This is a genomic window from Halalkalicoccus sp. CGA53, assembly GCF_036429475.1.
Classification (GTDB): domain Archaea; phylum Halobacteriota; class Halobacteria; order Halobacteriales; family Halalkalicoccaceae; genus Natronorarus; species Natronorarus salvus.
Map to the genome: position 1 here is coordinate 3,471,978 of NZ_CP144125.1, position 24,488 is coordinate 3,496,465.

The window sequence follows — 24,488 nt, forward strand, 5'->3', positions numbered from 1 at the left end:
GGGAGTACGGCGATACCGAGGGCGACCCCCGAGGACGTCGGATCGAGAACCGAATACCCGACCGGCTCTCCGTTCGGCTTCGATTAATTCGAGAAAACCAACGTTCTCGGTCGTAGGAGTGTCCACTTCGGGGTACGGGAGCGTCGATCTCTCCGATCGTCACGGGCGATCCGATTTCGCCCCGCTGCCAAGCGATCGAATGAACAGCGCGAGCCGTGAAGGCGATCGGTGTTCCGAGGCACGCTCTGCTGAGATCGCTTTCCACATCGTCCCCAAAAAGACGCTCGTGCCGACGAGGACGAGAAAGAGGAGAAACGGGCTCAACAGTACGACGACGAGCCCGACCAGTGGTACGATCATGACGAAGGCAAACGCGATCGCCAACGCTACGTAGGCCCCGAGGAGGCGTAGATGACCGACGAGGTATGATCTCCGCCAGAGCGTCCTCTGGAGCGACTTCCGGTCGAGAACCGACCGGAGTTGTTCCGTTTCCACGTACTGAAAGTAGGCAGCTGGGAATACGTAGTATGCGATCGACGAGGCGACGACGGTTAGCAACGGCATGACCCACTCGTACTGGAGCGCTAATGGGAGAATGAGGACGCTCAAGGGTCCTAAGAGGGTGAAAATGGCGTACAGAGGTAGTGTGAGGTAGACCAAAAGGATCATGCTCAGCATGACACCATCGATTAATAAGGGTGACAGGTTCTTGAATCGGGGAAGAGGCGGATAGCCGTAGTGGACATTCCGGCTCGTCCGAACGAGATAACCGAACACCGGACTGAGGGATAGAAGCGTCAGTGCCCAGATGGCGATCCCTTCTATCGTGGTAATCTCGCTGTCGAGGTAGAAGTAACTCACGAGCATCACGAAGATCACGCCGCTCAAGAGACAGAGAAACCCACCGACGAGAAGCGAACTCCAGTGGATGTCCCTCCAAACCGCGCGTGCTGCCTGCACGACCGATGGCTTCGGAATTGCCGGTTTGTGGACCTCGTCGACAGTGTCTTCTGATAGCTTCTGAAGAGGAGGTTCGGCTTCTCGATGGTCGTCATCGGAGGAGCCTACAACGGAATCAGCGTTCGACTCTGCAGCGGAGTCGGGAATCGATTCGACTCGTCTCCGTGCGATATCGTAGCCGTGGATGATGAACTGATAGGTGTCGAGGGGTGGAGAAATCTCGACAGCCACGCGGGTTGCGGATGCTTCGAGACCGTTTCGGAACCGACGGGTGGCCCCTCCAGTGATCTCGATTCGTTCGCCAGCACTGAACCGATTTGGAGTCGTCGCCGAGCGTTGCCCTTCGGGATCGTCCTCCCGTGATAGTTCCGCTAATTCGCCTTCGAGAACGGTGATCGAGAGGGTTTGCTCGGGACGTCGTCGCTCGAGTTCGAACAATCGACCGGCGAAGCCGGGTGCAATCGCTACTTCGAACGCTAAAGATCCCGACCCGCTTTCTGTAGGGACTTTCGTGAACCGTACTCGGTTTCCAGTGATCTCGTTTTCGATCTCCATTCCCGGTGTATTTTTCTCAGTCATCTCATCCCCTTAGTCGATCTCGATCCGATGAGTGGAAGCCCCATCAGTGTCTTTGGGGAGATGAACGGTGAGAACGCCCTCTGCCATCGTAGCGCTGACACTCTCGTCGTCAATGGCTTCAGCTATCGGAATCGAACGAAGCACGATCGGTTGCCGCTCTCTCCGGACGTAGGGGGTTCTCCCCTCGGTTTTTGCCATGTCTTCGTCCTCTCCCGAACGTGCTGCTCGAATGTGGAGCACGCCCTCTGTGAACCCAAGCGTGATGTCCTCGCGTTCGAACCCCGCGAGATCGGCGACGACCGAAACCTCCTGGTCGTGATTCAGAATATCGACGGGGATTCGATGACCGCCTCGTGGTCCTTCCCTCGGAAGGCCAGGGAGCGGGGGCCGGCCCATCGCCATCCCGGTCCCGACCGGTCTAGATCCCTGCATTCCGGGTCCTCCCGGAATCGGAGGACGTCCGTTTGGCGCCTGCTTGAATGCTCCGGGCACTGGTCGTCGATACTGTGCGCTCGTAGGCGACTCGGCCGTTTGCTCGATCGTCTGTTGCCTCGCGGAAAGGATCCGCAGTTGCTGTTGGATTCGATCGACCTCCTCCCGTATGCTTGCCAGCTCCTCGAATCTGTGGTGGAGTTCATCGACGATCTCTTCTAGTTTGGCCTCGTTGCCGTTCGATCCTTCCGATTCGGTTGTTTGTTCGTTCATGTTGATTGTTATCCTCGACGTTCGTTCCCCGATCCGTACCGCCTCGACGGCCTATGACCACGTGATGTACCGATGGTCTCACACCTCGACCACCTGAAACGTGTCCGCTATGTGGTTCAGCGCATCCAAGTCACGGGCTTCGACGAGTTGCACCTCGACGACTATCACGTATGACCCGTCGGCCGGTCTGGCGGCGATGTGGACCATAGTCGACTGGGCCTCGCCACACGTGGTGAGTTCTCGAGCCACCCCCGTGTACAACGGATCGGCGTATTCGACCGGTTCGTTGATTGTACAGGCCGTGTGCGTGAGGGAATCGAGTACTGCGCCGGGATCGGCGCTGGCGTCCTCGAGCCAGATCGCGAGACCCGGACCCCCGTACGTATCAGTGAACTGATCGAGGTCGGGTGCGGCAAGGAGGCGGGGGCCGAACTCCGTCGAGCGGCCATCGACCTCTGACCATTCGGATGGGACCGCGACCTGAATGGCACCGGTGTCATCGGTGATAACGACGTACTCCTCGTAGGCGTCATCGACTTCGGGTTCACCGATCGTAACCTCGGCCGGCTCGAGCTCTCGTCCGTTGATCTCACCTTCTAGCACCACGCCCTCCCGATACACACTAACGGCGAGTACATCGTTGGACGAACGGGTACGGAGGACGTTACAGTACTCCTCCATCGTCCCCTGGCCGGCCATCGGGAGCCGTTCGATCGCAGTGATAATGTCTCCGGGTCGGATTCCGGCATCGCTCGCGGGGCTACCGGACGTCGTTGCTGAAACCCAGATTCCTGCGGGATCGCTCCCGTCGGCTGGAACGGCGAAACCGTTGATCCCAAGCGTCTGGACGTCTTCTCCCTCACGCAGGCGGTCGACGATATCCCTCGCGACGAGGACGTCGATCGCGAAGTTCTGGGTGTGACTGAAGGCGTCGATCGGATCGATCGCCGAGTAGTTGATCCCGACGACGCGACCATCCTTATCGACTAACGGTCCACCCGAGTTTCCCCCTTCGAGCTGGGCGGTGTGTTCGATTACCGAATCAACCGAGGCCCAGCTCGTTGGAGCGGACTCGAATCCCGTAATCGTACCGTGGGTCGTCGTATACGACGGATCCCCGCCCGGAAACCCGAGCGCCCAGACTTCATCTCCGGTTTCGAGGTCGCCGTCGTACCACCTCAGGTGCTGAAATCCGTCTCCCTGGATATCGATCACCGCTAAGTCCGCACACTCGGACACACCGAGTACAGTCGCGTCGTACTGTGTTTGCTCGCTGCCGACGAAAACCCGAAGCGTAACGGCACCGGCGACGTTGTGATTGTTCGTGATCGCGATCCCCGACGGGTCAACGATGAATCCGGAGCCGGCACCGAGCATCACGTCGTCACCGTGCTCTGCGTAGGTGCCTTCGGTGGTGATCCGAATGACAGCCGCTCGCGCGTCGTCGACGTTTCTCGCACCACCTGCATCGATGATCCCGGTGACAGCATCGACACATCCCGTTCCCGCGAGGACGCCAGCCGCTGCTACTAACTGAAGGATTTCTCTGCGGCGTACGCTCTTTGTGTACCCACTCCCATGTGTATCGTGTTGGTCGTTCATTTATCTTCTGCGCTCTGTACTCTACTCACCACCCTCTCCCGAGTCGTACGAGACTTTTAAGTATCAATACAGGATTGCCAATGGCATAAGCATTATCACTATTTGTTATGTAGGTTTTCGAGCAATCTAATCTATCAGTTCGGGAGAACGGCCGGCTGAAATAGCTGAGTACTCGGTTAGTGAATGATAAATAGTGGACTTTATCCGTTTCGATGACCTCTCGATATCAGTGAGTGACGAAGTGTTGGAACTGCTTAGCGAATTGATTGAATGCGTGGATGAGGCGTCCGAGGTGTACGTTGACGACGGCACCGGATTCGACGATGTAGAGACAGGTGAGAACCTCCACCGGTATGAGCCGACCGACTACGGCTACGATGACGTCGGTCCCGTCGAGCAGCTCTCTGAGGGGTACGATCCGATCGAGTACGGGTACGAGACCGGAGAGTCGGCGACCAGTACCGATGCGAGTGTCGGATACGGTACCGACGACGCAGTAATCGGACAGGGCGAGGGTTCCGATCTATCGGTGACCGACGCAACTACACCTGCTGAAGCGACCGAATACGCCGCACTCTCGCAATCCGCAACTTCGTACGCCGACGGGTACGGCGTATCTGAATGGTCATACGACGATACATACGGTACCTACATCAATTCGACGACAGGCGAGGGCTACGATCCAGCGACCGGAATGGTCTACGATCCAGCGACCGGCTGGACCGACGGCTATTCCGGGAACTGGTCGACCGATGAACTAGCCAACTACGGGTATGCGGACGGCTGGACGTACGATTCCGCCACCGGGATGTACATCGACGCCTCGTCGGGGGCCGTCTACGACCCGATGACTGGTGAGAGCTACGATCCGATGAGCGGGATGGTCTACGACCCGACTACCGGCCTCGCGCGAGGATACTACGATAGTTTGTCGGGGTGGTTCACGGACGCGTCCGGTCTGATGTATAACCCCCACACGAACGTCCTCTTCGATCCATCGACCGGTGGGATGTACGATGCGACTACGGGGTTACCGATTGACAGCGTAACTGGACAGCCAATCGATGATTCTACGATCACGATTGGTGGAATCGACATGGGGCCTGCGATCGGAAACGTCTCTTACGATTCTACGACGGGGGTCTTCATGGACCTGTCAACCGGCGCCACGTACGCGTTCGACCCAGCTACCGGAGCGTTGATCGACCTCGCAACCGGCCTACCGGTTCAAGCTCCTACGATTACCGTTGGCGGCTTCACTGGGATGGGTGAAGGAGGGTCGCTCGCGGGTTCGATCGTCGGTATCGCAGGCATGCCAGGAGCACTCGAATCGGGAGTGTATCCCGCACCGCTCGCCGACTCGTCCCCCGATTACTACACGACTCCTATCACCGTCGGACCCGGGTCGCCTGTGCCGGGGTTGTCTCAGTACGAACTCGATCAGCGATGGATCATGGATCAGCAGGCGATGGGAGATCCCTATTACCAGACCGTGCCGGTGGACACCGGCGTCTGACCGTACTCGTAGCCGGGCGCCGATCGTATACATGTCGAATCCAATGTGGAGACACTGTCTACTCTGCACCCTCCGTTTGAGTCTTTTCATCGGGCGTGTGATGCGGTCTGGCGGTTGTAGTAATGCCAAATTGTTCACTCGCTCTTCCGTAGAGGATTGTTGATACAGTTCGGTTCGTCACTGGCTGAGCCGGACTCGGGATGTTGAGCGGTTCGTAACCCATCGCTCAATTCTTGGTATTCGGCGGAAAACCGCAAGACTGCGCTCCATCAACAAGGTGTTACGCAAGAGCATTGTCAACATTCACCTGCGCTCGACTGACAGCCAATCCACGAGTTATGGAAACGCTCGAAGCGGATTTTGAGGGTGTGAAACCACTGCTCGATGAGATTTCGGTCAGTATAGTTCACTCCCGTTCGATCTTTCGTTTCACTGTCTCACTCACTCGATCTGTTCGTCGGCAATTCCCTTGCTACGTTGACGTTAGCGTTGACGCTACTTTGACTCTTGGCTCAGGGACGGCGTATGATCCGATCTGCCGCGTTGAATAACGATCGAATCGACTGATACCCTCGATGACGGTGTGCGGTGTCGGCCTCCAGCCTCACAAGCGGCGGGAAAGCACGCGAGCAAGTCCCCTCGGTCCAGATCGTTCTACTCCCTGTTGGCCGTCTCGTCGAAGAGATCGTCGTACCGTGACATAGCGTAGGTTCCTCGGTTCCACCCGAATTACGAGTGTGTATGTCTCGGATCGTGAATCGAGTTTCGGTGCGGAGGGAGGATCAGATCGATCGACCGGTATTCGGTATCGAAGCGAGGTGGGGTAGGGCCGTTGCGAGTGTTCGCTCTCCGAGGGAAATCAGTGCTCGTTGTGCACACCCGATTCCCGACCCCCACACGTCATTAGGTGATCAGGGGATTCGGTATCATAAGTTCGATGTATTATTTCACGGACACCTGGAAGCACTATGTCCGAATTGATTTCCGCTCGGATCCTATCACGACGGCCGTGATGGCTTAAGATGTAGATCTATAGGCGAGGTGAAGTTCCTCACCCGTACCGCGTTGTATCGTCTCCGTTCGAGGTGGGCCGGGTAGCCGCTCACCATCGTGTACTCGTCTCTCGTGTCGATCACTCGAACTCGCCGACGAGAACGGTGTTGACGTTGAGTGTCTTCTGTCCCCGTCGGAGACGCTCGGAGAGCGACTGGTGTGAGATCCCGATCTCGTCCGCGAGCTCTTCGAGTGAGATCCCCCGAGGGACGTCGTAGAAGCCACGCTCGGTGGCGAGCCTGATCGCCTCGTGCTGACCTTCACTGAGACCGAAGCGGCCCTCCCGCTCGTCCTCCATGCTGTAGATCGCGGTGATCTGGAGGTGAATACCGTGCTCTTCGGCGTAGTCGTACGCCCGAGAAAGCGCCTCTCGTTCGGGAAAGAGCGCTCGGAAGTTCCAGATTCCCTCGGAGGCGACCGCCGATAGCACGACTCCTTCCTGTTCGGTGAGGATATTGATGAGTACCTCTGCTCGCTCTATCCAGTCCATCTGGTAGAGTCGGGCGTCCTCGGTTTCGCTGACCAGACTGAACCTATCGACCGTCGGGTCCTCCTCGAAGAGCCGCTCGACGCGATCGAAGTCGTCGGCCGTAATCCACGCGTAGGGCATGACGTGATCCGGGCCGTGCGCGGCGAGACGTTCGATCTCCATCTCCGCGATCGGTGCGTCCCGTATCGACTCACCCAACGCGAACCCTTCGACAGGGATGGTGAACTCCGCGATCGTAGCCATCCACACTCTACTGGGTCTAACACGATAAGGTGGGTGGATCGCGATTCGCCTTCTCGGTGGTTCAAACGCTCCTACGCAGGGGAGCGATGGAACAACCAGGAGACGATTACCCACGCAGTGAATCCCCCGTCTACTTATCCACACTGTGAGCGGTGTGACCCCGTTCGAGTCGAGGTGGCTGGAGAATTCTATGGCTTATCTATGCCCACCCGAGGGAGGGAACGTGACCTCGATCGATCGTGATGGAACGAACCGAACGAGATCTCCCCGAGTAGTTACGTCGAGGAGGTATCCCACGGTGTTCGATTCGGCGTCGGGGTGCGAGGTGAATCGCTGCGTATCCGAATAGAGAGTGTCGCCGGATAGAACGGTGTAAACAGCGCGAAGGCGATGGATGTTCGTCGCGATCACGCGAGAATACCGTACCTCGTGTAGTATCGTTCTACGCTCACCGGTCCTCGGACGTACCGATCACACGGTCATCGATTCGACGTACTGCCCTTCCCACTCCTGACGAGCGGAGAGCTCTCGCTCTCCCCGTTCGGTGAGCGTGTACTCGTTCGTCCGCTTATCACGTGACCCCTTCGCAACGAGTCCTTTCTCGACCAGCGCGTCGAGGTTCGGGTAGAGGCGTCCGTGATGGATTTCGTCGTCGTAGTACTCTTCGAGTTCATCTTTGATCGCAAGGCCGTGAGGGTCGCCGAGGCCCGCAATGACCATGAGGAGATCTCGCTGGAACGCCGTCAGATCGTTCATACCGAGTAGTACGGCACGCGGAAATATAAAGTGGTGGAGGATCCGACCGATACTCACGCGGAAACTGCGGCCAGAGACGCACCCTGGTGCGTAAAGAGATACGCCTGTGGGGACGTCGCCACCCGAACGGTGAACCGACGCGTTCTGCGGCATGGATCACCAGTGTAGAATTCTTTCTAGGATCGATCGGGCGATTCGTAGACGAACTGAACACGGTCACGCGAGCGCTTCGAGCCAAGCAACGACCTCCTCGGGTCTCGAAACGGATCGAGTTCGCTCGTATCGACGAAGACACTCGGGCGCGGCCTCCTCGAACAGGTCAATAATCCAGGTAGAGAACGTCGAGAACAGCGTGTTCGTCCTCGGACCTTACCCGCAGGTCGTGGTCCGATCAAATAGGTGCGAGGAATCGATGAAGCAGGGGACGAGCTCACTGATCCGGATTCGTTGCGGTATCCAGTCGAGTGATCCGATCGACGACGTCGAAATCCCCGTCGAAGCTGTAGAGATACTCGATCCCTTCCCGTTGCATATACGCGAGAATAGTCGCATCTCCGAACGCGAGCGTCTCGTACGTCTCGAAGAGTTCGGTCGCCGCCCTGAAGTCTTTCTGTGCGGCGTGGTGGATCTCGAAGCCGGCGGATTCGGTGAGACGTCGATAGGTATCGACTGCGAGGTCGTGTCGGTTGCGCGTGCATCATTGTCGTGGCGATCTTTCGATGCACATCTGGGAACAGCAACACGACTGCGCCGAACAAACCGGTCAGGTTCATCCTTTACGCGTGCACCCTCCCGCCGAACAAACAGGCGACAGCGATGAGCACACCTTCCGCTCGTATCGACGAACGGAACCACGACCGAGTCGATGAATCCCCGGAATTCGTTATCGCCACCCCTTCGAAGACGTCTCTGACACATTCGGGAACAGTGTCGTGACCACTCCCAGAACCCCGATTATGAGGCGCATCACTCGGCTGTGATGCGCCTAGAGGCTCAATGACTCCTCCTTCTGGTCTGACAGCCAGCTGATACCCAGAACGATTATTTTATCAGACAGCCGAAATGCGTCATGGCGCCGATCGAGGTCGAGGATCTCACGAAGTATTATGGCGACGTCCGGGGGATCGATGGTCTTTCTTTCACCGTTGATTCCGGGGAGGTGTTCGGGTTTCTCGGACCAAATGGTGCGGGTAAAACGACGGCAATACGGACGTTACTCGGGCTCCTATCCCCGACATCCGGTTCGGCAACCGTCCTCGGTGCAGATATCCGCAACGAGTCCGAATTGATCGAGGCGAAACGGAAGATCGGATATTTACCTGACCATCTCGGCTTCAACGAAGAACTGACCGGGATGCAGATACTCGACTATCACGCGTCTGTCAAAGGAGATACTCGCCGAGCGGAACTGTTGGATCTCTTCACACCCCCTTCAAGCGTGCCGTCCGAGGGTACTCCAGTGGAAACAAACGAATGCTGGGAATCATCCAGGCGTTTATGCACGATCCGGATCTGGTAATCCTCGACGAACCCACTTCGGGGTTAGATCCGCTGAAACAGGAGCGATTCAACGAATTCCTCCGCGAAGAGCGAGATCGGGGAACGACGATCTTCTTCTCCTCGCACATCCTGAGCGAGGTGCGCCAGATCTGCGACCGAGTCGGTATCCTCCGAGACGGGCGACTTGTGGAACTGGAAGAGATCGAAACACTCCTCAACCGGAGCGGGAAACGCGTCAGAGTACAGACCACAGAGGAAGGCCAGAAAGCGCTGGCTGCGCTCGACGGAGTCATCGACGTTCATCAGTTCGACAACCGAATGCAGTTCATCTACACTGGCGAATACAACACGTTATTCCGAGAGCTATCGAAGCACGACATCCTCGAAGCCGACATCGGCGAACCGCCGCTCGAAGACATCTTCTTGCACTACTATGGGGACGAATCGGCCCCGAATTCGGAGGTGTCGGTTGATGCTTGAGACCGCACGATTCGAGGGAAAGCGGCGGGTACGTGGGACTGCGATACTGGCTGTGGGGCTGAGCCTGTATTCTGCGTTCATCGTCTGGTACTTTACCGTCTGGGAGGGAGCCGAAATCGAGGATCTCTTTCAGGAGATGCCGCCCGCGATGATCGAAGCGTTCGGCATTGCTGAATTAGGTACCATCGAAGGATTCCTGGGTGGACAGATCTACACGTTCCTCTGGTTGCTCGGGCTGGGAACCTACTTCGCGTATACCGGGGCAGGACTCGTCGCAACCGACATCGAACGGGGACGAATGGATCTCCTCGCTGTATTTCCGATCTCCCGTGCCAAACTCCTCACCGAGAAATTCATCGCATTGCTCGTCCCATTGCTGGTACTGAACGTCGTCGTAGGGATCGTCATTTACGTATTGGTGATCGCTATCGGTGAGTCGATCGATCCGGCCCGCTTGTTCATGGTGCACGCCCTCTCGATCCCGTATTTCCTCGTGTGCGCTGCAATCGGAATGATCCTGTCAGTGGTAGTTGATCGGGCATCAATCGCGGAACGCGGGGCGATCGGACTGATATTCCTTCTCTGGTTGGGTGAGTCCGTGGTAAGCGGGACGGGCGATTACGACTGGCTCGCGTATCTCAGTCCCACCCACTACTACGAACCGACACCTATCCTTATTGACGGGTCATACGATCCGATTCACTCTCTCGTCTTAGTTGGTGTATTTGTCGTGTTATTTGTTGCTGGAATAATATTATTCAAACGTCGGGATCTATAGCTGTAAGAGCGTTCCAATAGCAAAATCGTTTAGATTCTAAATTCTGCAACCTTCAACATGGTCTGTACGCCCACGTGCCTTCCGAATTCAGTATTTCGGTTTCATGCCTCGTTTTGAATAAAGAAGCCGCGTCACCAACCACTGTTAAGATATCCGACGTAAAAGTAAGGATATGGATTCTCATGTGACTTCTGGGCGGGGAACGAGTGAGTCTCGAATACACACTCGAAAAGTAGGGCTCTTTCTCGCGCTCGCGTTCGGTATTTCCTAGACCGGCGCGCTCGTCCTCTATCTCGTCGGAATCGAACTCGGAACGCTCGCCGGACTCGTACTCGTGGTCGTCGTTTTCATGTGGGCACCGGCGTTCGCTGCGATCGGAACCCAGCTCTGGCACGGAGAGTCTATCCGAGAGGGCTGTGGACTGGCTCTGGGTCGGCTTCGCTGGGTTGGACTAGCGTGGATAACGCCGATCGCTCTCGTCGCCGCCACGATCGGTACCGGAATCGTCCTTCCGGGCGTGTCGTTTACGACAGACTACGCGCCGTATCTGCTCGAGTTGGGATTGACAGAGGAACAAGCCGCTGAGGCGGTCACGCAACTGGAGGGGGTGCCAGTTCCGCTTGCTGTTCTCTTCGTCGTTCAGGGCCTCATTGCGGGTCTGACGATCAACGCCCTTGCGGCACTTGGCGAAGAACTCGGGTGGCGGGGGCTACTGCTCACGGAGCTCGCACCGCTTGGATTCTGGAAGGTCTCGATACTGACGGGAACGATCTGGGGGATCTGGCACGCTCCGATTATCCTTCAGGGCCACAACTTCCCCGATGCACCGCTTGTGGGCGTGTTCGTGATGACCGTTGCAACAATCGCGATGGCTCCGATCTACACGTATCTGACAGTCCGAGCTCGATCTGTGCTCGCCGCAACGTTCCTCCACGGGTCGTTCAACGGACTGGGAGCGCTCTCGCTGATCTACCTCACGGGTGCCGGAAACCTCCTGACCGCTCCCGTTGGCGTCGCCGGCATCGGTGCTGCACTGCTCGTCACTGCTCTCTGCATCGTCCACGACAAAATTATTGCAGAGGAACCGATCACGAACGGACGCCCGCTGTCGCCGTGGACGTGAGTTACTCAGGATGTCCAGGACGGTGAAGTTCAGCCCTTTGTAGGCAACTCGTTGCTCTTCGAACTCGATTATCCGGTCGTAGTGAGCTATCGCGACCGTTAGAAGTCAGTGCGCACCTGCTCGTGACACAGCGGTCAGCATCAACGATGCTGGCCCCAGTGCTGCGAGCAGTGTGTACACAGTGGAGATCGCACCTACAGTAGGTGATTACGATTGGCCGCAGTATCGCCGGTAAAGACTCCTTCGAAACCGGAATGAAACCGTCATCGCGACCGCCCGAATGCGAGCGAGCTTCTCGACGGCGTCCATACGACGGCTCCTTCGCCAGACTATTTTACTATTTCAACGTAGAATTCAATATCGTGAATTGGAAGTCACGATTGACCGCGAGTGCGACCGCGTCCCTGACCTCGAAGGTATCGACGCAGAGCGAACCGAATCGTTATCCCTCACAGCCACCGAATCGGGCCATGGATCTCTCTGTAGTCGACCTCTCTCCCGTTCCCGAGGGTGGCACCGCCAGTGATGCGTACGCGAACACCGTCGAGGCCGCCCGACAGGCAGAACGGCTCGGATACGAACGGTTCTGGGTGGCCGAACACCACGGCATGGCGGACTCCATCGCCGGCACGACCCCCGAAGTGTTGCTCGCCCATCTCGCCGCGAAGACAGACTCGATTCGGCTTGGATCGGGAGCGGTGTTGCTCAACCACTACAGCCCGTTCAAAGTCGCCGAGCAGTTCGGCGTACTGGACGCGCTCGCTCCCGGGCGTATCGACGCGGGTCTCGGGCGGGCGAACGGGTCGCCGGCCGCCGACCACGCACTCGGGACCGATCGCCACGTCCAGAACCCCGACGAGGATCACACGGAGAAGGTAGAGGCCGTCGTCACCCACCTCTACGACGACTTTCCAGACGAGCATCCCTACAGCGACCTGACGATCCCACGCTCGGGTCGGGGTACTCCCGTCCCCTGGCTGCTCGGATCGAGCCCGTCGAGTGCGGCGATCGCCGGCGAACTCGGACTCCCGTACTGCTTCGCCGCGTTCATCCGGCCACAGTTCGCCACCCACTCGTTCGAGACGTATCGCGAGGAGTTCCGGCCCTCGCGGCTGGCCGGCGGTGTCGACGAGCCAGACGGGATGCTCGCGGTGAACGCGGTCTGTGCCGAGACCGACGAGGAGGCGACACGGCTTCGTGCGGTGGCCGAAGCGTCGTACGAGCGGATGCAACGAGGGGTCGTCGGAACGAGGCCGTCCGTCGAGGAGGCCGTCGACGAACTGGGTGGGGTGCCCGAACCGACGCCTACAAAGCTCGGTTCCGAGGAGTGGCCACGGGCGATCTCCGGAAGCAAGGAGACGCTTGCCGGTCTCCTGGAACAGCTCACAGACCGTGTCGGCGTCGACGAGGTGATGGTCCAGCACATCGTCGCGGATCACGACGACGCGCTCCGGTCTCACGAACTCCTGGCTGACGGCGTCGGACTCACGTGAGAGCGGTGTGCTGACGAGCAGTCAGGAGTCTACCGGAGAGCAGGCATCGAACGGCACTTCGATCCGTCCTGGGGAGAACTGCTCCTCGCCACAGGCCTCGAGGACGAGCGGCCACTCTCGGGGTGCCACTCGGATGGACCGGGTAGGTGAGTCGGAGACGTCTCCCCCGTTGAACCGTCTTCGTACGCGAACGTGAGCACAGCCGCGTTCTAACGGGAGTGAAAGAGCACCTGAGCGGGTAGGACCGGATGCCAGAGGCACAGATCACGGGGCTTTAGCGGTGATCCACGGGAGCTGGTCTACCCGAGCAGGCTACATGACTCGAACAGTCTCGTTCAAATGAGCTTTTTGGCCGACCTCATCGAGAGACGTCACTTTGTTGTTGATTCGAGTGAGCCAGCTTCACTTCATTCCAGTCGGCTGGTACACCTCGAGGCGACGGTTCCACTACGATTCTCGGCTCCGGGGGTAGCTCTTCGAAAGCCCGTAGCATTCCACTGTGGTGGAGTGAAAATATCGCGGCGCGGGCACCTGTATTCAGGTAATTTGATGTCGCTGGCCCCGATCACCCGAGAAGAAGTCGGAATCCCCAGAGGACTCCCATCCCGACCCCGATCGTCGCCAGCATACTCCCCGTTCGCCACGCAACGATCGCGGCCACCCCACCGGCGATGGCCCGTTCGTTGACCACCGCCGTGACGACCGATCCGTCGAGAACGAACAGCTGGGGAAAGACCAGCGCAGCGAGGATCGCCGGGGGGACGTACACCAGCGCTCGTTCGACCCCCGGCGGGAACTCGATCACCCACCCGTGAAGCTGGATGAACGAGAGACGAAGGGCGAAACAGCCGACCGCGAGCGCAACGATGAGCAGCCACACGAAACCCGCTCCGAACTCGAGCGGTGCCATCTACCTCCTCCCCCATCTGCTGACGACCACACCGATGGTCGTCCCTCCGATCGCCGCGACGAGAATGCCCAGGTTCATCGGGACGCCCGCCGCCGCCACGGCGAGCACGCCACCAGCCACCCCCGCTGCCTTCGTCGGTCGATCTTCGATAAATCGCATCAGGAGAGCGATGAACGCCAGGGGGATCACGAACTCCAACTCCCATTCGGGCGGCACGCCCCGTCCGAAGAACACCCCGGCGATCACCGACAGCTGTACGATGATCCAGAGCGGGACAGCCGTCCCGAGATAGTAGCCTCGTCTGCTGGTCGTTGGTTCGGACGTGTATCGTTCGATCGAAAACGCGTAGACCGGGGTCCACAAGAAGTACGCGAGAAACCACTTCCACACCGTCGAAAACCGCGAAAAATACGGCGCCAGCGAGAGACTGTAAAGTACACCCCGTCCGCCGTCGACGAGGAGCGAAAGGACCACGACGAGAACGCCGGGCGTTCCCGTTTCGAGGAGCAAGAATGCCGTCAACATCACGGTCGGGTAGTAGACGAGAACGGCCATCGCGATCGTCTGGATCGGTGACAATCCGATCGCCGTCGCCGCCATCCCGGTGACGAGTCCGACGATCGCCCCAGCCGGTAACAACGGCGCCATGTCCCCGGCCCCCGATAGAAAATCTTCCCGGAATTTCATGATGCCACCTTGTAGCATGGCTGAGACGATAAACGAAGAGGAGAGATGGCAGGTCGAGGATCGGAAGGTCTGACGGCTCCGGAAAAGGACTCGAAGGAGCTAGTGTGGAGACGCTTTGGGAGCGATCACCAGGGCACGGTGAGCGATCTCTAACTCGTACTGCGTCCGCCCCGTCCAACCTACACGACCTGTTCGGTCTCTCTACCAGCTGCCAGAGAACGCGTACGAGATACAGAGAAAGGAATCGACACGGTCGTACTAAGCGAAGTGTTCACCGCCCATTAATCCCCTCCCGAAAACCACCTATGAGGGGACACGGTCGTACGAAGCGAAGCGTTCACCCCTGTGGATCGCGCCGCATCGGGAAGAACGGTGGCATCGTCTGGAGGTGAACCGTATCGACGATCTCGAACCCGTGGCGGAATTAGAACGGGAGGTTCCGGACGTTACTCGAGATGAGAAACGCGGGTGTTCCCTCGCGGTCACACTCGTCGAGTACCGGCTTCATGAGGAGACTCCCGTGTCCCCGTCGCTGCTGGACGGGTTCGACCCCTAAGACCGTCAACTCCCAGAACGGCTCGCTCGGGTGGCTGGCCTCGATCCGCTCGATGAATTCGTCCAGCAGTACCAGCTTCTCCTCCGAGAGGGCCTTCTGCATGACGGCACCGATCTCGTCGTACTCAGGTTGCACGCCGGGCGGTAACCAGAGGGCCGCACCGACGTACTCGCCGACGTAATACGCCGTGTCGTGGTCGAACGCTTTTCCACCGTACGCCATGGAAAACTCCGGAAAGTAGCGGTGGTACGTGGGAGGTGAAGTGAAATACCAACGTATCCCGGGATCCGTGGTAAAGGCCAGCGTGAGGGCGGTGAGGAGATGTTTCTCTTCAGTCTGAGTGGCTGTGCTCGTATCGACGGATTCTCCGGTAGTCGCCATTAGCCGGTCCACCTTCGTTCAAAGAGGTGACGTCCTCACATAGCATCATCTCCTGAACGAATTGCACCGACTGAGCAGAATGCACGATCTAATAGGGATCATCGTAGAAGGTCATACTTCTCCGATTTCGAACCGAGCGACATCGGTGACACGTGTACCCGAGAGATTCAGTTGACTACGATGATCCCTGTGAGTATGGTCCCGGCGTTTCGAAAACAGTCGACGACTGGTAGGCACTGTCCAACGAGGAGAAAGTCGACGAGCTGACGATCTCCTGTCGTAATGCCGTGCGAGATACGGAGGGTGGGTTCACCACGACGGGAGAATTCACACCACTCGTGTGGTGGGTGAATCGACTCGGCGGTGAGCCTACGACGAGGGCGATCGCGTATCATCGGACTCACTGACGGTCACGACTCAGTAGTGGTTACGTCACGAATCTGTATCGTCGTCCCTTCATAGTTGTGGACGTTCGACATGACTATATAATCCGTCCACCGATTCGTGGGATGGCAGTCTCCCCGTGGATAGATACAATTAGAGACCGACGTCTCGGGGTCAAGATCGCTCTTGCCCTCGGTGCGGTGGTCGTCTTGGTGCTGTTGATGTTTGGAGCGTTGTACGCGTTCGGAGCCTTCCTCTTTTACGACTCGTACGAATCATCGTACGATTACGAGATGACGCTTTACGTAGACGGATCGACGGAAGATCTCGTCCTCTTCGCGCCCGTACCAGTACACAACGACGACGTCGACATCGGGGAGGTGAGCCTCTACACGTACGAAGATCGAGTGGGTGACTGGGAGTACGACGTCGTCGATACCGAGCACGGACCCATGCTCAGGATCACCATCTCCGAGATTACCGGTGCCGACGAGCTCGTCTTCGAATCGACGATCCACTCGGAGCGAACGATAGAGACGAAAGCGCCTCGCGGGGCCGAGCCGGTTCTCTCACCGATGTACGATATGGAGGATATCGACTCTTCGTTCGAGCCCCGGCCAGATACCCGGCTGTACAGTGTCACCAGCATGGCGTACGCAGAACACGGTGGTCCCGCTGACGTCGAACTGAGCCTGGTCGTCCGGCACGGGGGAGCGAACACGTGGTGGACGTTCGGGTGGAGTGGGAACTATTACGAGACGTACGTTACGACGTTCGGCGTCACACCCGATCCCGCCGGAGAGTGGTGGCAGCTCGAGGGGGACCACCGGGAGGGAGCGGGGAGTTACGCCCGCTTCGGCCCCCCACTTCCACACTGAAATTCGAATCGGGACCGACCCACGACACCGAAATCAGATCGCCCAGTTGATGAGGGCCGTGTTCAAACGTCTCTCACATCCCTATATCGAAGATCGAACAGGCGCTTACACCTCGCTATTCCGGATTACGTCCCTCCCATTCCTGGTGATTTTATATCGATAGATCGTTCACTTTCGCCCCGCTTGGCGCGTCTATATTCCCTCCGATCGCCTCCACTCTATCGGAGGGTTTCCTCCGAAAAGTGAGGCTACAGGCCATGACACACGCATTCAGCTGGGTCGAACTCCCGAGCGTCGACTTCGACAGAGCGATCGAGTTCTATTCGACCGTCCTCGATCGCGGTATCGACGTACACGAACCCGAACTCGACGAAGCGAACAACGGGAGAGCGGGCATGTTCCACTCCCGCGAGGAGGCCGACGAGATGACGGTCAGTGGAATGATCGTCGAAACGAACGAGTATACGGCCGAGAGTGGAGCGACGATCGCATACACCCCGTCGGACGACGGAGTGGTGGTCTATCTGACCGTCGACGGTGATCTAGACGACGCGCTCTCGCGAGTCGAATCGACCGGCGGTGAAGTCGTTCTCCCGAAAGAGTCGATCCCGGACCACGGCGGCCACTACGCGATAATCAAAGATACCGAAGGAAACCGAGTCGGACTGGTCTCCGGAGGATAGACCCGCTGTCACCAACCCCGTCGTGACTCCCGCGGTACTCGTAGTTGTACGCAATCGTAGCCATATTGACCCGAATGTGTTTATCCTCGTCGTGTCGTACCTGGTGTGATCGAAGGTGACACCACCGATCGATGCTCGACGATACCCCCGTCGAGAAGGGGAACGTCGTCGGAACCTCAGGCGCTGGGGCGGCGTACTTCTGCCCGCGGGTAGACAGAGGGGACGGGCTGGACAACAGCAAGAATAGCTTCCGGTGACGTGCGAAAGCCATGAAACTCGACTACACGCTCGGAACCAGACAGTTCGATAGTTACGGTGTCGGCCTCGCGGGCGTCATCCTCGCGTTCGCGTTCGTCCTCTGGTACTTCGGTGGGGCGCTCTGGTTCGTTCTGCTGTGGGCTTGCCTCGGACTCGCAGTGTTAGCCGCTGCCGGTACGCTCGCCGGAGAGGTGGTTCGTGTGTAGTTCAGTCGTTTCCACTTCAACCCGAAACTGTCGAGCCTTCCTAGTCGGCCCACAGATTCGATTGGATCACACGGCATGGAGTGACTCGGTCCGCAGTCCGTTCTTACCCAGGCGCTCCGCAATGAGAACAGTTGACATAGGATCGTGTGTGACTCCAACTGCGGTGTGATCGAGGCCATCGCATACACCCCTTGCCATCGAGACACCCGGCCCGATCGCGCCTCTCAGGAGGCACGTCCCTCATCTGGCTTCGACCTCCTGATCGGGTTCGCCAGTTTCTCGCTCGAAGACAGTACACCACGTCCGTAGTACGCTAAAAATCCGAACGTTTCGATCAGTCGTTTTCCAGGGACTGGAGTTTTTCTGCGAGGTCTTCAGTTGCTCTCGCTGTCGATCCTCCAGATAGCATGAACAGTACCACGCCAAGCACACACCAGCCTATGACGATCACCCATTCATACGGCCACAGCAAGGCTGACTCGCCCCACGGTAGATAGAGAAAGACGAAAATAGCAGTCATAGTCAATCCGATTGCGCCAACGATATACCCTCCTGGAACTCTGTACGGCCGGTCCATCCCTGGCTCGCGGTACCGGAGGACGAGAAACGACACAGCGACTAGAAACCACGCAACGACGATTCCAAACCCGCCAGCGTTCACGACCCATGTGAGCATCTGCTCTCCGAAGAGAGGCGCGAGCACGGAGAGCCCTCCGACGAGAACAATCGCGTTACTCGGTGTGTTGTATTTCGGATGAACTTTGGAAAGTGAGGCAGGAAGCATACCGGACTCGGAAAGGGCGAAGAGAGCCCGGCTTCCACCGATAACGAACGCGTTCCAGCTCGTCAGAATCCCTGCGATCCCAGCGAACGCCATGAGTTGGCCAATCATTTGACTGTCATAGAGGGCTGCCATCGCCTCAGCAGCGGGCAACGGACTCTCGACGAGTTCGCTTCCGGGAAGTGCACGGCTAGCTCCCCAGATAACAGCCATGTAGAACAGTGCAGCGAGAACGACTGAGAAGACGATCAACATCCCCAGTCTTCGAGGCGGGACGTCGGCTTCTTCCGCCGATTGTGGTATGACGTCAAACCCGACGAACATGAACGGTACCATGAGGATGACAGCGAAGATACCTGCAGTACCGATCCCGAATGAGGGGTCCGGAGAGGGTTGTCCACCGGCTACTGCGCCGGCGATCAGAACGACTCCCGCAAAGGCGATCACGATCGTCATGATTATCTGAAACTGTGCCGCAGGTCGAATCCCGATGTAGTTCAGATATGTAACACCAACAGTTCCGAGTACGCCGACGAATATCCACGTTCCGTAGACGGGTTCGCCTGCGATAGACCACAGTTCGATCGAATCAAAGCCTGGAACGATATACGACATCGCAGAAGGGAGAGCTACTGCTTCGAAAGCGGCGACGGTAACGTAGCCGAAAATAATCGCCCACGTACACACGAATGACCCAAGCGGACCGAGAGCACGAAGGCTGTAAACGTGTTCTCCACCGACCAACGGCATGGCTGAGGCGAGTTCGCTATAGAGTAGGGCAACGACCCCGACGACGACTCCTCCGATCAGGAACGCTACGATCGCTCCTAAGGGACCTCCCTCGTTGATCCACTCCCCCGTCAGAATGATCCAACCCCATCCGATCATCGCTCCGAAGGAAAGTATCAGTACTTCTTTGGAAGATAACGTCTTCGAGAGCCCACTGTGTGTTGTTTTCGACATTGTGTGGTTTAATTCGGCTTAAGAGCTACCCTAGTAGGGTCAGCGTCTATCATGTCTATTGTGCTTGCAGCGACCAGGTACCAAGAACGCACCGAGGCTGGAATGATCGGGTACGCGAGGTGGGGACCCCAAGTGGAACGATGACCGACGTCGTGCACAGGCATGTTGCTTGGCCCGGAGTCTCGTCGGTAACGGTACCCCTGTTCACGCTCGAAGCCGTAGCGTTCTTGAGGAAGAAAGAATTCAAGCAAGGTTACGATCGACACCTGCAGGTTATCCTAATACTTCGCGAAACGCATTTTTGGCCAGGTGCGAACCAGTCGTCGTCGTTCAATAGTGCGCCCAGAGACCAGTAGCAGCGTAAGTTCTCGTTTATATGTACTCTCGTGTTCTTTAACACAGTTTCACGTAACTCTTCTTCCAATACCTCCGTCTTTCCGAGAATGAATAATACAATCGTTCTGGGGATTTGCTTGACTTCTCTACAATATTACTATTGAATGTTACAGGAATATTCTAACTACATACTATTTAATATAGCAAACAAGACTTAATATACGTTGCAATGTGGATTGATCGTACCATGAGGAGGCGTACTACACTAAAGCTGATGGGCGCGATCGTAGGCGGTGGAGCGCTCGGAACAAACGTCGTGAGCGCGGATGAGCCGTGGCCACGCGAGGAGACAGGGCGGTTCCTGACCCACGGAGAGGTCCAAGATTTCTTGGACGGCCTTGACCGACGAGCGCGACGGAGTTTCGAACTAGAAGACATCGGCGAGAGCCTCGAAGGGCGCGAGCTTACCGTGGCCCGCGTCGGTAGCGGTGAGACGGATGTCTTCTTCACAGCCGAGCAACACGGAAACGAACCAACGGGCACGAACGCGATCCTCGCAGAACTCCGAGAACTCGCGACGTCGGGAACTCCCTTCGCGAGGAACGTAACGGATGCACTGACGGTTCATGTCCTGCCGATGCACAACCCTGATGGGGCAATGCGTAATCAGCGGGCCAACGCCGACGGCGTCGACCCCAACCGCCAACACCACTACGAGGTCGGTGCAGACGACAACCCATCGCCCGAAACTCAAGCGATGATCGATTACGTTGTCCCCCTGGAGCCACTATGGGTCTCAGACCTGCATACCCAGAGCGGGATGTACCACGACGAGAAGGAGGTACCGGGCGATATGCATCACTCGTCGAACTTCTGGCCGATCGCATCTGAGGCGGACCCCGATGCGGTTGAACTCTCCCAGCGACTCAACGTCTCGATGTGGGACCACGCGCAGGGAAAGGCCAATGCCCAACTGTCGGTCTACCCGGGTGGGACTGGGACGAATATCGCGCGAAACGCATACGGCGTTCGTGGTTTCGGCAGCATCCTGAACGAGATGACAGGACAAACGTGGGACCGCGGCGAACGTATGGAGGGGCAAATGATCCGGATCATGCGTAACGAAAACCGAGGAATCCTTGAAGACACCGCGGACGGCTCGCTCTTTGAGCGCGATCCCGATCGAGTCGACGAAATTCCGCCACGCGGCGACCGCGGCGATTGGCCGTGGTGGGGCGGCGAGTCCACGACGGAGTAAACAGCAGTCGATTTAAACCCCCCATTCTTGCTGCTGTAGCTCGTTTTCGCTTATCTGTATGGTTTCACCGATTGCTCGAGTTGATCCTCGTCCGCCACGTCTTGGATGAACAAGCGGAGCTTACGTCGAGCTTCCGTGAGCTTCCCATCTTCTAGCTGTACTTGGATTTCCGCGAGACGGGAGACACTCTTGCCTGAGAGCGTTCGCTGTCCTTCCTGATCGAGCGAAACGAGGTTCCCCTGACGTCTCGCGGTCGTTAGTTCACCACGGGTGAGCGCAGGCGTGCAGAATCCCTGCCTCGATACTCGAGAGCCGAGAGTCCACTCCGTAGGATCTCGACTGCGCTCTCCCTCTCTGCCGGGTCGGCGCAGCCGACTATTCCACACATGGATCACGAGTATAGCTGAAAGACTTCACAGAGGTGGTCCCTCCAACAGTTTGGGAGGCGGTTCGTCAGAGACGAGGTATCGACCACCCGAGTCGGTCGAACACTGGCCGCTCGTCGACGATCGAGCCCTTCTCGTGAACCCCCACGACGGACGATCCACGCACTTCATAAGAGACGAGTCAGTATGGAAGAGTGAAGGAATGAGTCAGTAGTGTCCCCGGGAGTGGAGGCCGAGGCGTGGACCCCGAGCAACGGACTGGCGATCGATATCGCCATCGAGAGGTCGTAGCCGTGCGGATACTCCGCGTCGCACAGACGATCTACCCGGACGTGAAAGGCGGCGGCGCGTACCACGCACACGCGCTGAGCCGAGACCAGGCAGAAATGGGCCACGACGTCACGGTGCTGACGATCGAGGCGGATCGATCGAGACCGCACGTCGAGCGCCGCTCGGGCTACACGGTCGTCCGGTACCCGGCGACGCTCGACGCGCTCGGCAACGACATCTCGCTGGGCCTCGCCCAGCACCTCTCGGCCGCCGACGACTTCGACGTCGTCCACGCACACTCGCATCTCTACTTCTCGACGAACCTCGCGGCGCTCGCCCGCCGGTGTGGGGAGACGCCGCTCGCGATCACGAACCACGGCCTCTACTCGCAGAACGCCCCCGAGTGGGTCTTCGACCGGTATCTCCGGACGGTCGGCCGGTGGACGTTCGATCAGGCGGACGTCGTGTTCTGTTACACCGACGTCGAGCGGGCGCGTCTGGAGTCGCTCGGCGTCGAGACCGAGATCTCGGTGGTGCCGAACGGGATCGATACGACGAAGTTCGCCCCCGAAGGGCCGACGAGCGAGCGGATCGACACCGACCGGGAGGCGATCCTGTTCGTCGGCCGGGTCGTCGAGGGAAAGCGTCCCAGGGTCGCCATCGACGCCCTCTCGCAGCTGAACGGCTCGGAGAGACCGGACCTCTACATCTGTGGGGACGGACCGATGCTCAAGGAGCTGCGCGAGTACGCCGAGCGGAGGGGACTGGCCGACCGAGTCGTCTTTCTCGGGCAGGTGGCGTACGACGAGATGCCGGCGCTCTATCGGTCGGGCGACCTCCTCGTGCTGCCGAGCCGTGCGGAGGGCGTCCCGCGCACGGTGCTGGAGGCGATGGCGTCGGAGATACCTGTCGTCTGTTCCTCGCTCGACCAGGTCGAGGGCGTCCTCGGCGGGGCCGGCAAGACCGCACCGGTCGACGACGTCGATGGCTTCACACGCGCGATCGAGTCCTACGTGGGCGATCCCGAAACGCGCGCGAACGCGGGTCTGGTCGGACGAGAGCGGGTGAAAGAGAACCACGAGTGGCGCGAGACCGTCGAGCGGACGACCGACGAACTGGCGCGGATCGCGGACGGTCGTGGTCGGCGACCGGTGACCGCCGGTCGGTATCGGTAAACGCAATGGGCACGGTTCGACGGAGTTCGCCCCGACTCACCGGTCGTCGTCCCGGATCGCGTACGCGCCCTCGACGCGTTCGACGAGGCCCTGGTCCACTAGGCGCCCGAGCAGCGGATAGAGCGTGAGCAGTGAAAGGCCGAGCCGCTCGCGGAGCAGCCCCGGCGTCTGTGGCCCGCCGACGGCGAGACAGAGATAGACGAGCTTAACGCTCGGCGAACGGAGCGTCTCGGGGACGGGCGGTGGACTCCGTCCCGGCCGCCCGCCGCCCGTCGACCGTCCCCGCGTCTCGTCCTCACCGCCGACGAGCGAAGAGTCGCCGTTCACAGGTCGAGCCCCCCGGTGATGTCGATCGTCTCGCCGGTGATGTACGACGCGTGAGGGCTCGCGAGGAACGCGATCAGCTCGGCGACCTCCCCGGCGGTCGCGAACCGCCCGATCGGGATCTCCTCCCTGATCCGGTCCTGGATGTCCTCTGGGACGGCGCGAACCATCTCCGTATCGGTGTAGCCGGGGGCGACGCAGTTCGCGGTCGACCCGCTCTCGGCGAGTTCGAGCGCGAGCGTCCGGGTGAAGCCAAACAGCCCGCTCTTCGCCGCGGCGTAGTTCGCCTGCCCGTAGTTGCCCTGTTTCCCGATGACGCTCGAGACGTTGATCAGCCGCCCCTGCGGAGACGATTTGATGTCGTCGAAAAACGCCTTCGTACAGGCGAACGTCCCGTTCAGGGTGACGTCGATGACGCGCTCCCAGTCCTCGCGGTCCATCCGTCCGAACGTCGTGTCGGCGGTGACGCCCGCGTTGTTGACGAGGACGTCGACAGGCCCGATTCGCTCGTGGACGCGATCGCGCATCCCCTCGACGGCCGCCGGGTCCGTCACGTCCGCCTGCATCGCCACGGCCGTCCCGCCCGCGTCCTCGATCGCCGCGACGGCGTCGTACGCCCCGGCCTCCGACCGCCGGTAGTTGACCACGACGGTCCGTTTCTCGCCCGCCAGCGCCTCTACGGTGGCGCGTCCGATCCCTTTCGATGCTCCCGTCACTACGCACAGCTGGTGTGAATTCATTGTCACTCTCCGAAAAGAACCGACCGTCACCCGC

21 protein-coding genes and 3 pseudogenes are annotated in these 24,488 nt (G+C 58.8%); 11 read left to right on the forward strand and 13 right to left on the reverse strand.

Annotated features, from left to right (window positions below; translation table 11 throughout):
• Positions 1-159 precede the first annotated feature (159 nt).
• From V2L32_RS19540 to V2L32_RS19550, 3 genes are all read right to left on the reverse strand, one after another.
• The gene (locus V2L32_RS19540) at positions 160-1,515 is read right to left on the reverse strand and encodes a DUF4013 domain-containing protein (protein WP_331234272.1); all 1,356 of its coding nucleotides are present in this window, start codon (positions 1,513-1,515) and stop codon (positions 160-162) included.
• Positions 1,516-1,548: 33 nt separating this feature from the next.
• Positions 1,549-2,244: an Hsp20/alpha crystallin family protein gene (locus tag V2L32_RS19545; RefSeq protein ID WP_331234273.1), complete on the reverse strand. Its 696-nt coding sequence runs from the start codon at positions 2,242-2,244 to the stop codon at positions 1,549-1,551.
• A gap of 78 nt (positions 2,245-2,322) precedes the next feature.
• Positions 2,323-3,846 carry a S1C family serine protease gene (locus V2L32_RS19550; protein WP_331234274.1) on the reverse strand — a complete coding sequence of 508 codons (1,524 nt, stop codon included), beginning with the start codon at positions 3,844-3,846 and terminating at the stop codon, positions 2,323-2,325.
• A 229-nt stretch (positions 3,847-4,075) separates the two neighbouring features.
• On the opposite strand from V2L32_RS19550, the gene V2L32_RS19555 reads away from it, so the two are divergent.
• On the forward strand, positions 4,076-5,362 hold the full coding sequence (locus V2L32_RS19555; RefSeq protein WP_331234275.1) for an OCRE domain-containing protein: 1,287 nt from the start codon (positions 4,076-4,078) through the stop codon (positions 5,360-5,362).
• Positions 5,363-5,658: 296 nt separating this feature from the next.
• On the opposite strand, the pseudogene V2L32_RS19560 reads toward V2L32_RS19555, so the two are convergent.
• The 4 genes and pseudogenes from V2L32_RS19560 to V2L32_RS19575 form a co-directional block, all read right to left on the reverse strand.
• Positions 5,659-5,772 (reverse strand): annotated as a pseudogene (locus V2L32_RS19560) (IS6 family transposase); the annotation flags it as partial.
• A 722-nt stretch (positions 5,773-6,494) separates the two neighbouring features.
• Entirely contained in the window at positions 6,495-7,148 is a 654-nt protein-coding gene (locus tag V2L32_RS19565; RefSeq protein ID WP_331234276.1) for a helix-turn-helix domain-containing protein, read from the reverse strand.
• 471 nt (positions 7,149-7,619) lie between these two features.
• Entirely contained in the window at positions 7,620-7,904 is a 285-nt protein-coding gene (locus tag V2L32_RS19570; RefSeq protein WP_331234278.1) for a PadR family transcriptional regulator, read from the reverse strand.
• Positions 7,905-8,334: 430 nt separating this feature from the next.
• Positions 8,335-8,580 (reverse strand): annotated as a pseudogene (locus V2L32_RS19575) (PIN domain-containing protein); the annotation flags it as partial.
• Between the two features lie 393 nt (positions 8,581-8,973).
• Between V2L32_RS19575 and V2L32_RS21195 the strand changes: the two are divergent.
• The 4 genes and pseudogenes from V2L32_RS21195 (at position 8,974) to V2L32_RS19600 (ending at position 13,278) form a co-directional block, all read left to right on the forward strand.
• A pseudogene (locus V2L32_RS21195) lies at positions 8,974-9,884 on the forward strand (ATP-binding cassette domain-containing protein).
• Positions 9,877-10,662 carry an ABC transporter permease gene (locus V2L32_RS19590; protein ID WP_331234281.1) on the forward strand — a complete coding sequence of 262 codons (786 nt, stop codon included), beginning with the start codon at positions 9,877-9,879 and terminating at the stop codon, positions 10,660-10,662. Before V2L32_RS21195 ends, V2L32_RS19590 begins: the two are co-directional and overlap by 8 nt.
• 334 nt (positions 10,663-10,996) lie before the next feature.
• On the forward strand, positions 10,997-11,785 hold the full coding sequence (locus tag V2L32_RS19595; RefSeq protein ID WP_331234283.1) for a CPBP family intramembrane glutamic endopeptidase: 789 nt from the start codon (positions 10,997-10,999) through the stop codon (positions 11,783-11,785).
• A 470-nt stretch (positions 11,786-12,255) separates the two neighbouring features.
• Complete coding sequence (locus V2L32_RS19600; RefSeq protein ID WP_331234284.1) at positions 12,256-13,278, forward strand: LLM class flavin-dependent oxidoreductase; 1,023 nt, start codon at positions 12,256-12,258, stop codon at positions 13,276-13,278.
• 565 nt (positions 13,279-13,843) lie between these two features.
• Here the strand turns inward: V2L32_RS19600 and V2L32_RS19605 are convergent.
• The 3 genes from V2L32_RS19605 to V2L32_RS19615 form a co-directional block, all read right to left on the reverse strand.
• Positions 13,844-14,188 (reverse strand): AzlD domain-containing protein, encoded by a 345-nt coding sequence (locus V2L32_RS19605; protein ID WP_331234285.1) that lies wholly within the window; start codon positions 14,186-14,188, stop codon positions 13,844-13,846.
• Positions 14,189-14,893, reverse strand: a complete 705-nt coding sequence (locus V2L32_RS19610) for an AzlC family ABC transporter permease (protein ID WP_331234286.1) — start codon at positions 14,891-14,893, stop codon at positions 14,189-14,191.
• 406 nt (positions 14,894-15,299) lie between these two features.
• Complete coding sequence (locus V2L32_RS19615) at positions 15,300-15,812, reverse strand: GNAT family N-acetyltransferase (RefSeq protein ID WP_331234288.1); 513 nt, start codon at positions 15,810-15,812, stop codon at positions 15,300-15,302.
• A gap of 509 nt (positions 15,813-16,321) precedes the next feature.
• Between V2L32_RS19615 and V2L32_RS19620 the strand changes: the two genes are divergently transcribed.
• The 4 genes from V2L32_RS19620 to V2L32_RS19635 all read left to right on the forward strand — a co-directional run bounded on the left by V2L32_RS19620 (position 16,322) and on the right by V2L32_RS19635 (position 18,221).
• Positions 16,322-17,074, forward strand: a complete 753-nt coding sequence (locus V2L32_RS19620; RefSeq protein WP_331234289.1) for a hypothetical protein — start codon at positions 16,322-16,324, stop codon at positions 17,072-17,074.
• A 257-nt stretch (positions 17,075-17,331) separates the two neighbouring features.
• The gene (locus tag V2L32_RS19625; RefSeq protein ID WP_331234290.1) at positions 17,332-17,757 is read left to right on the forward strand and encodes a VOC family protein; all 426 of its coding nucleotides are present in this window, start codon (positions 17,332-17,334) and stop codon (positions 17,755-17,757) included.
• A 131-nt stretch (positions 17,758-17,888) separates the two neighbouring features.
• Positions 17,889-18,014 (forward strand): hypothetical protein, encoded by a 126-nt coding sequence (locus tag V2L32_RS19630; protein WP_331234291.1) that lies wholly within the window; start codon positions 17,889-17,891, stop codon positions 18,012-18,014.
• Positions 18,015-18,026: 12 nt separating this feature from the next.
• On the forward strand, positions 18,027-18,221 hold the full coding sequence (locus V2L32_RS19635) for a hypothetical protein (protein ID WP_331234292.1): 195 nt from the start codon (positions 18,027-18,029) through the stop codon (positions 18,219-18,221).
• A gap of 334 nt (positions 18,222-18,555) precedes the next feature.
• Here V2L32_RS19635 and V2L32_RS19640 read toward each other — a convergent pair whose 3' ends face one another.
• Positions 18,556-19,965 (reverse strand): APC family permease, encoded by a 1,410-nt coding sequence (locus V2L32_RS19640; protein WP_331234294.1) that lies wholly within the window; start codon positions 19,963-19,965, stop codon positions 18,556-18,558.
• A gap of 610 nt (positions 19,966-20,575) precedes the next feature.
• Between V2L32_RS19640 and V2L32_RS19645 the strand changes: the two genes are divergently transcribed.
• Together V2L32_RS19645 and V2L32_RS19650 are read left to right on the forward strand one after the other, a co-directional pair.
• Positions 20,576-21,559, forward strand: coding sequence for a M14 family zinc carboxypeptidase (locus V2L32_RS19645; RefSeq protein WP_331234295.1), 984 nt, complete (start codon positions 20,576-20,578; stop codon positions 21,557-21,559).
• Positions 21,560-22,238: 679 nt separating this feature from the next.
• Positions 22,239-23,390 (forward strand): glycosyltransferase family 4 protein, encoded by a 1,152-nt coding sequence (locus tag V2L32_RS19650; RefSeq protein ID WP_331234296.1) that lies wholly within the window; start codon positions 22,239-22,241, stop codon positions 23,388-23,390.
• A 36-nt stretch (positions 23,391-23,426) separates the two neighbouring features.
• On the opposite strand, the gene V2L32_RS19655 is transcribed toward V2L32_RS19650, so the two are convergent.
• Entirely contained in the window at positions 23,427-23,717 is a 291-nt protein-coding gene (locus tag V2L32_RS19655; RefSeq protein ID WP_331234297.1) for a hypothetical protein, read from the reverse strand.
• Complete coding sequence (gene fabG / locus V2L32_RS19660; RefSeq protein WP_331234298.1) at positions 23,714-24,454, reverse strand: 3-oxoacyl-ACP reductase FabG; 741 nt, start codon at positions 24,452-24,454, stop codon at positions 23,714-23,716. Before fabG ends, V2L32_RS19655 begins: the two co-directional genes overlap by 4 nt.
• Positions 24,455-24,488 lie beyond the last annotated feature (34 nt).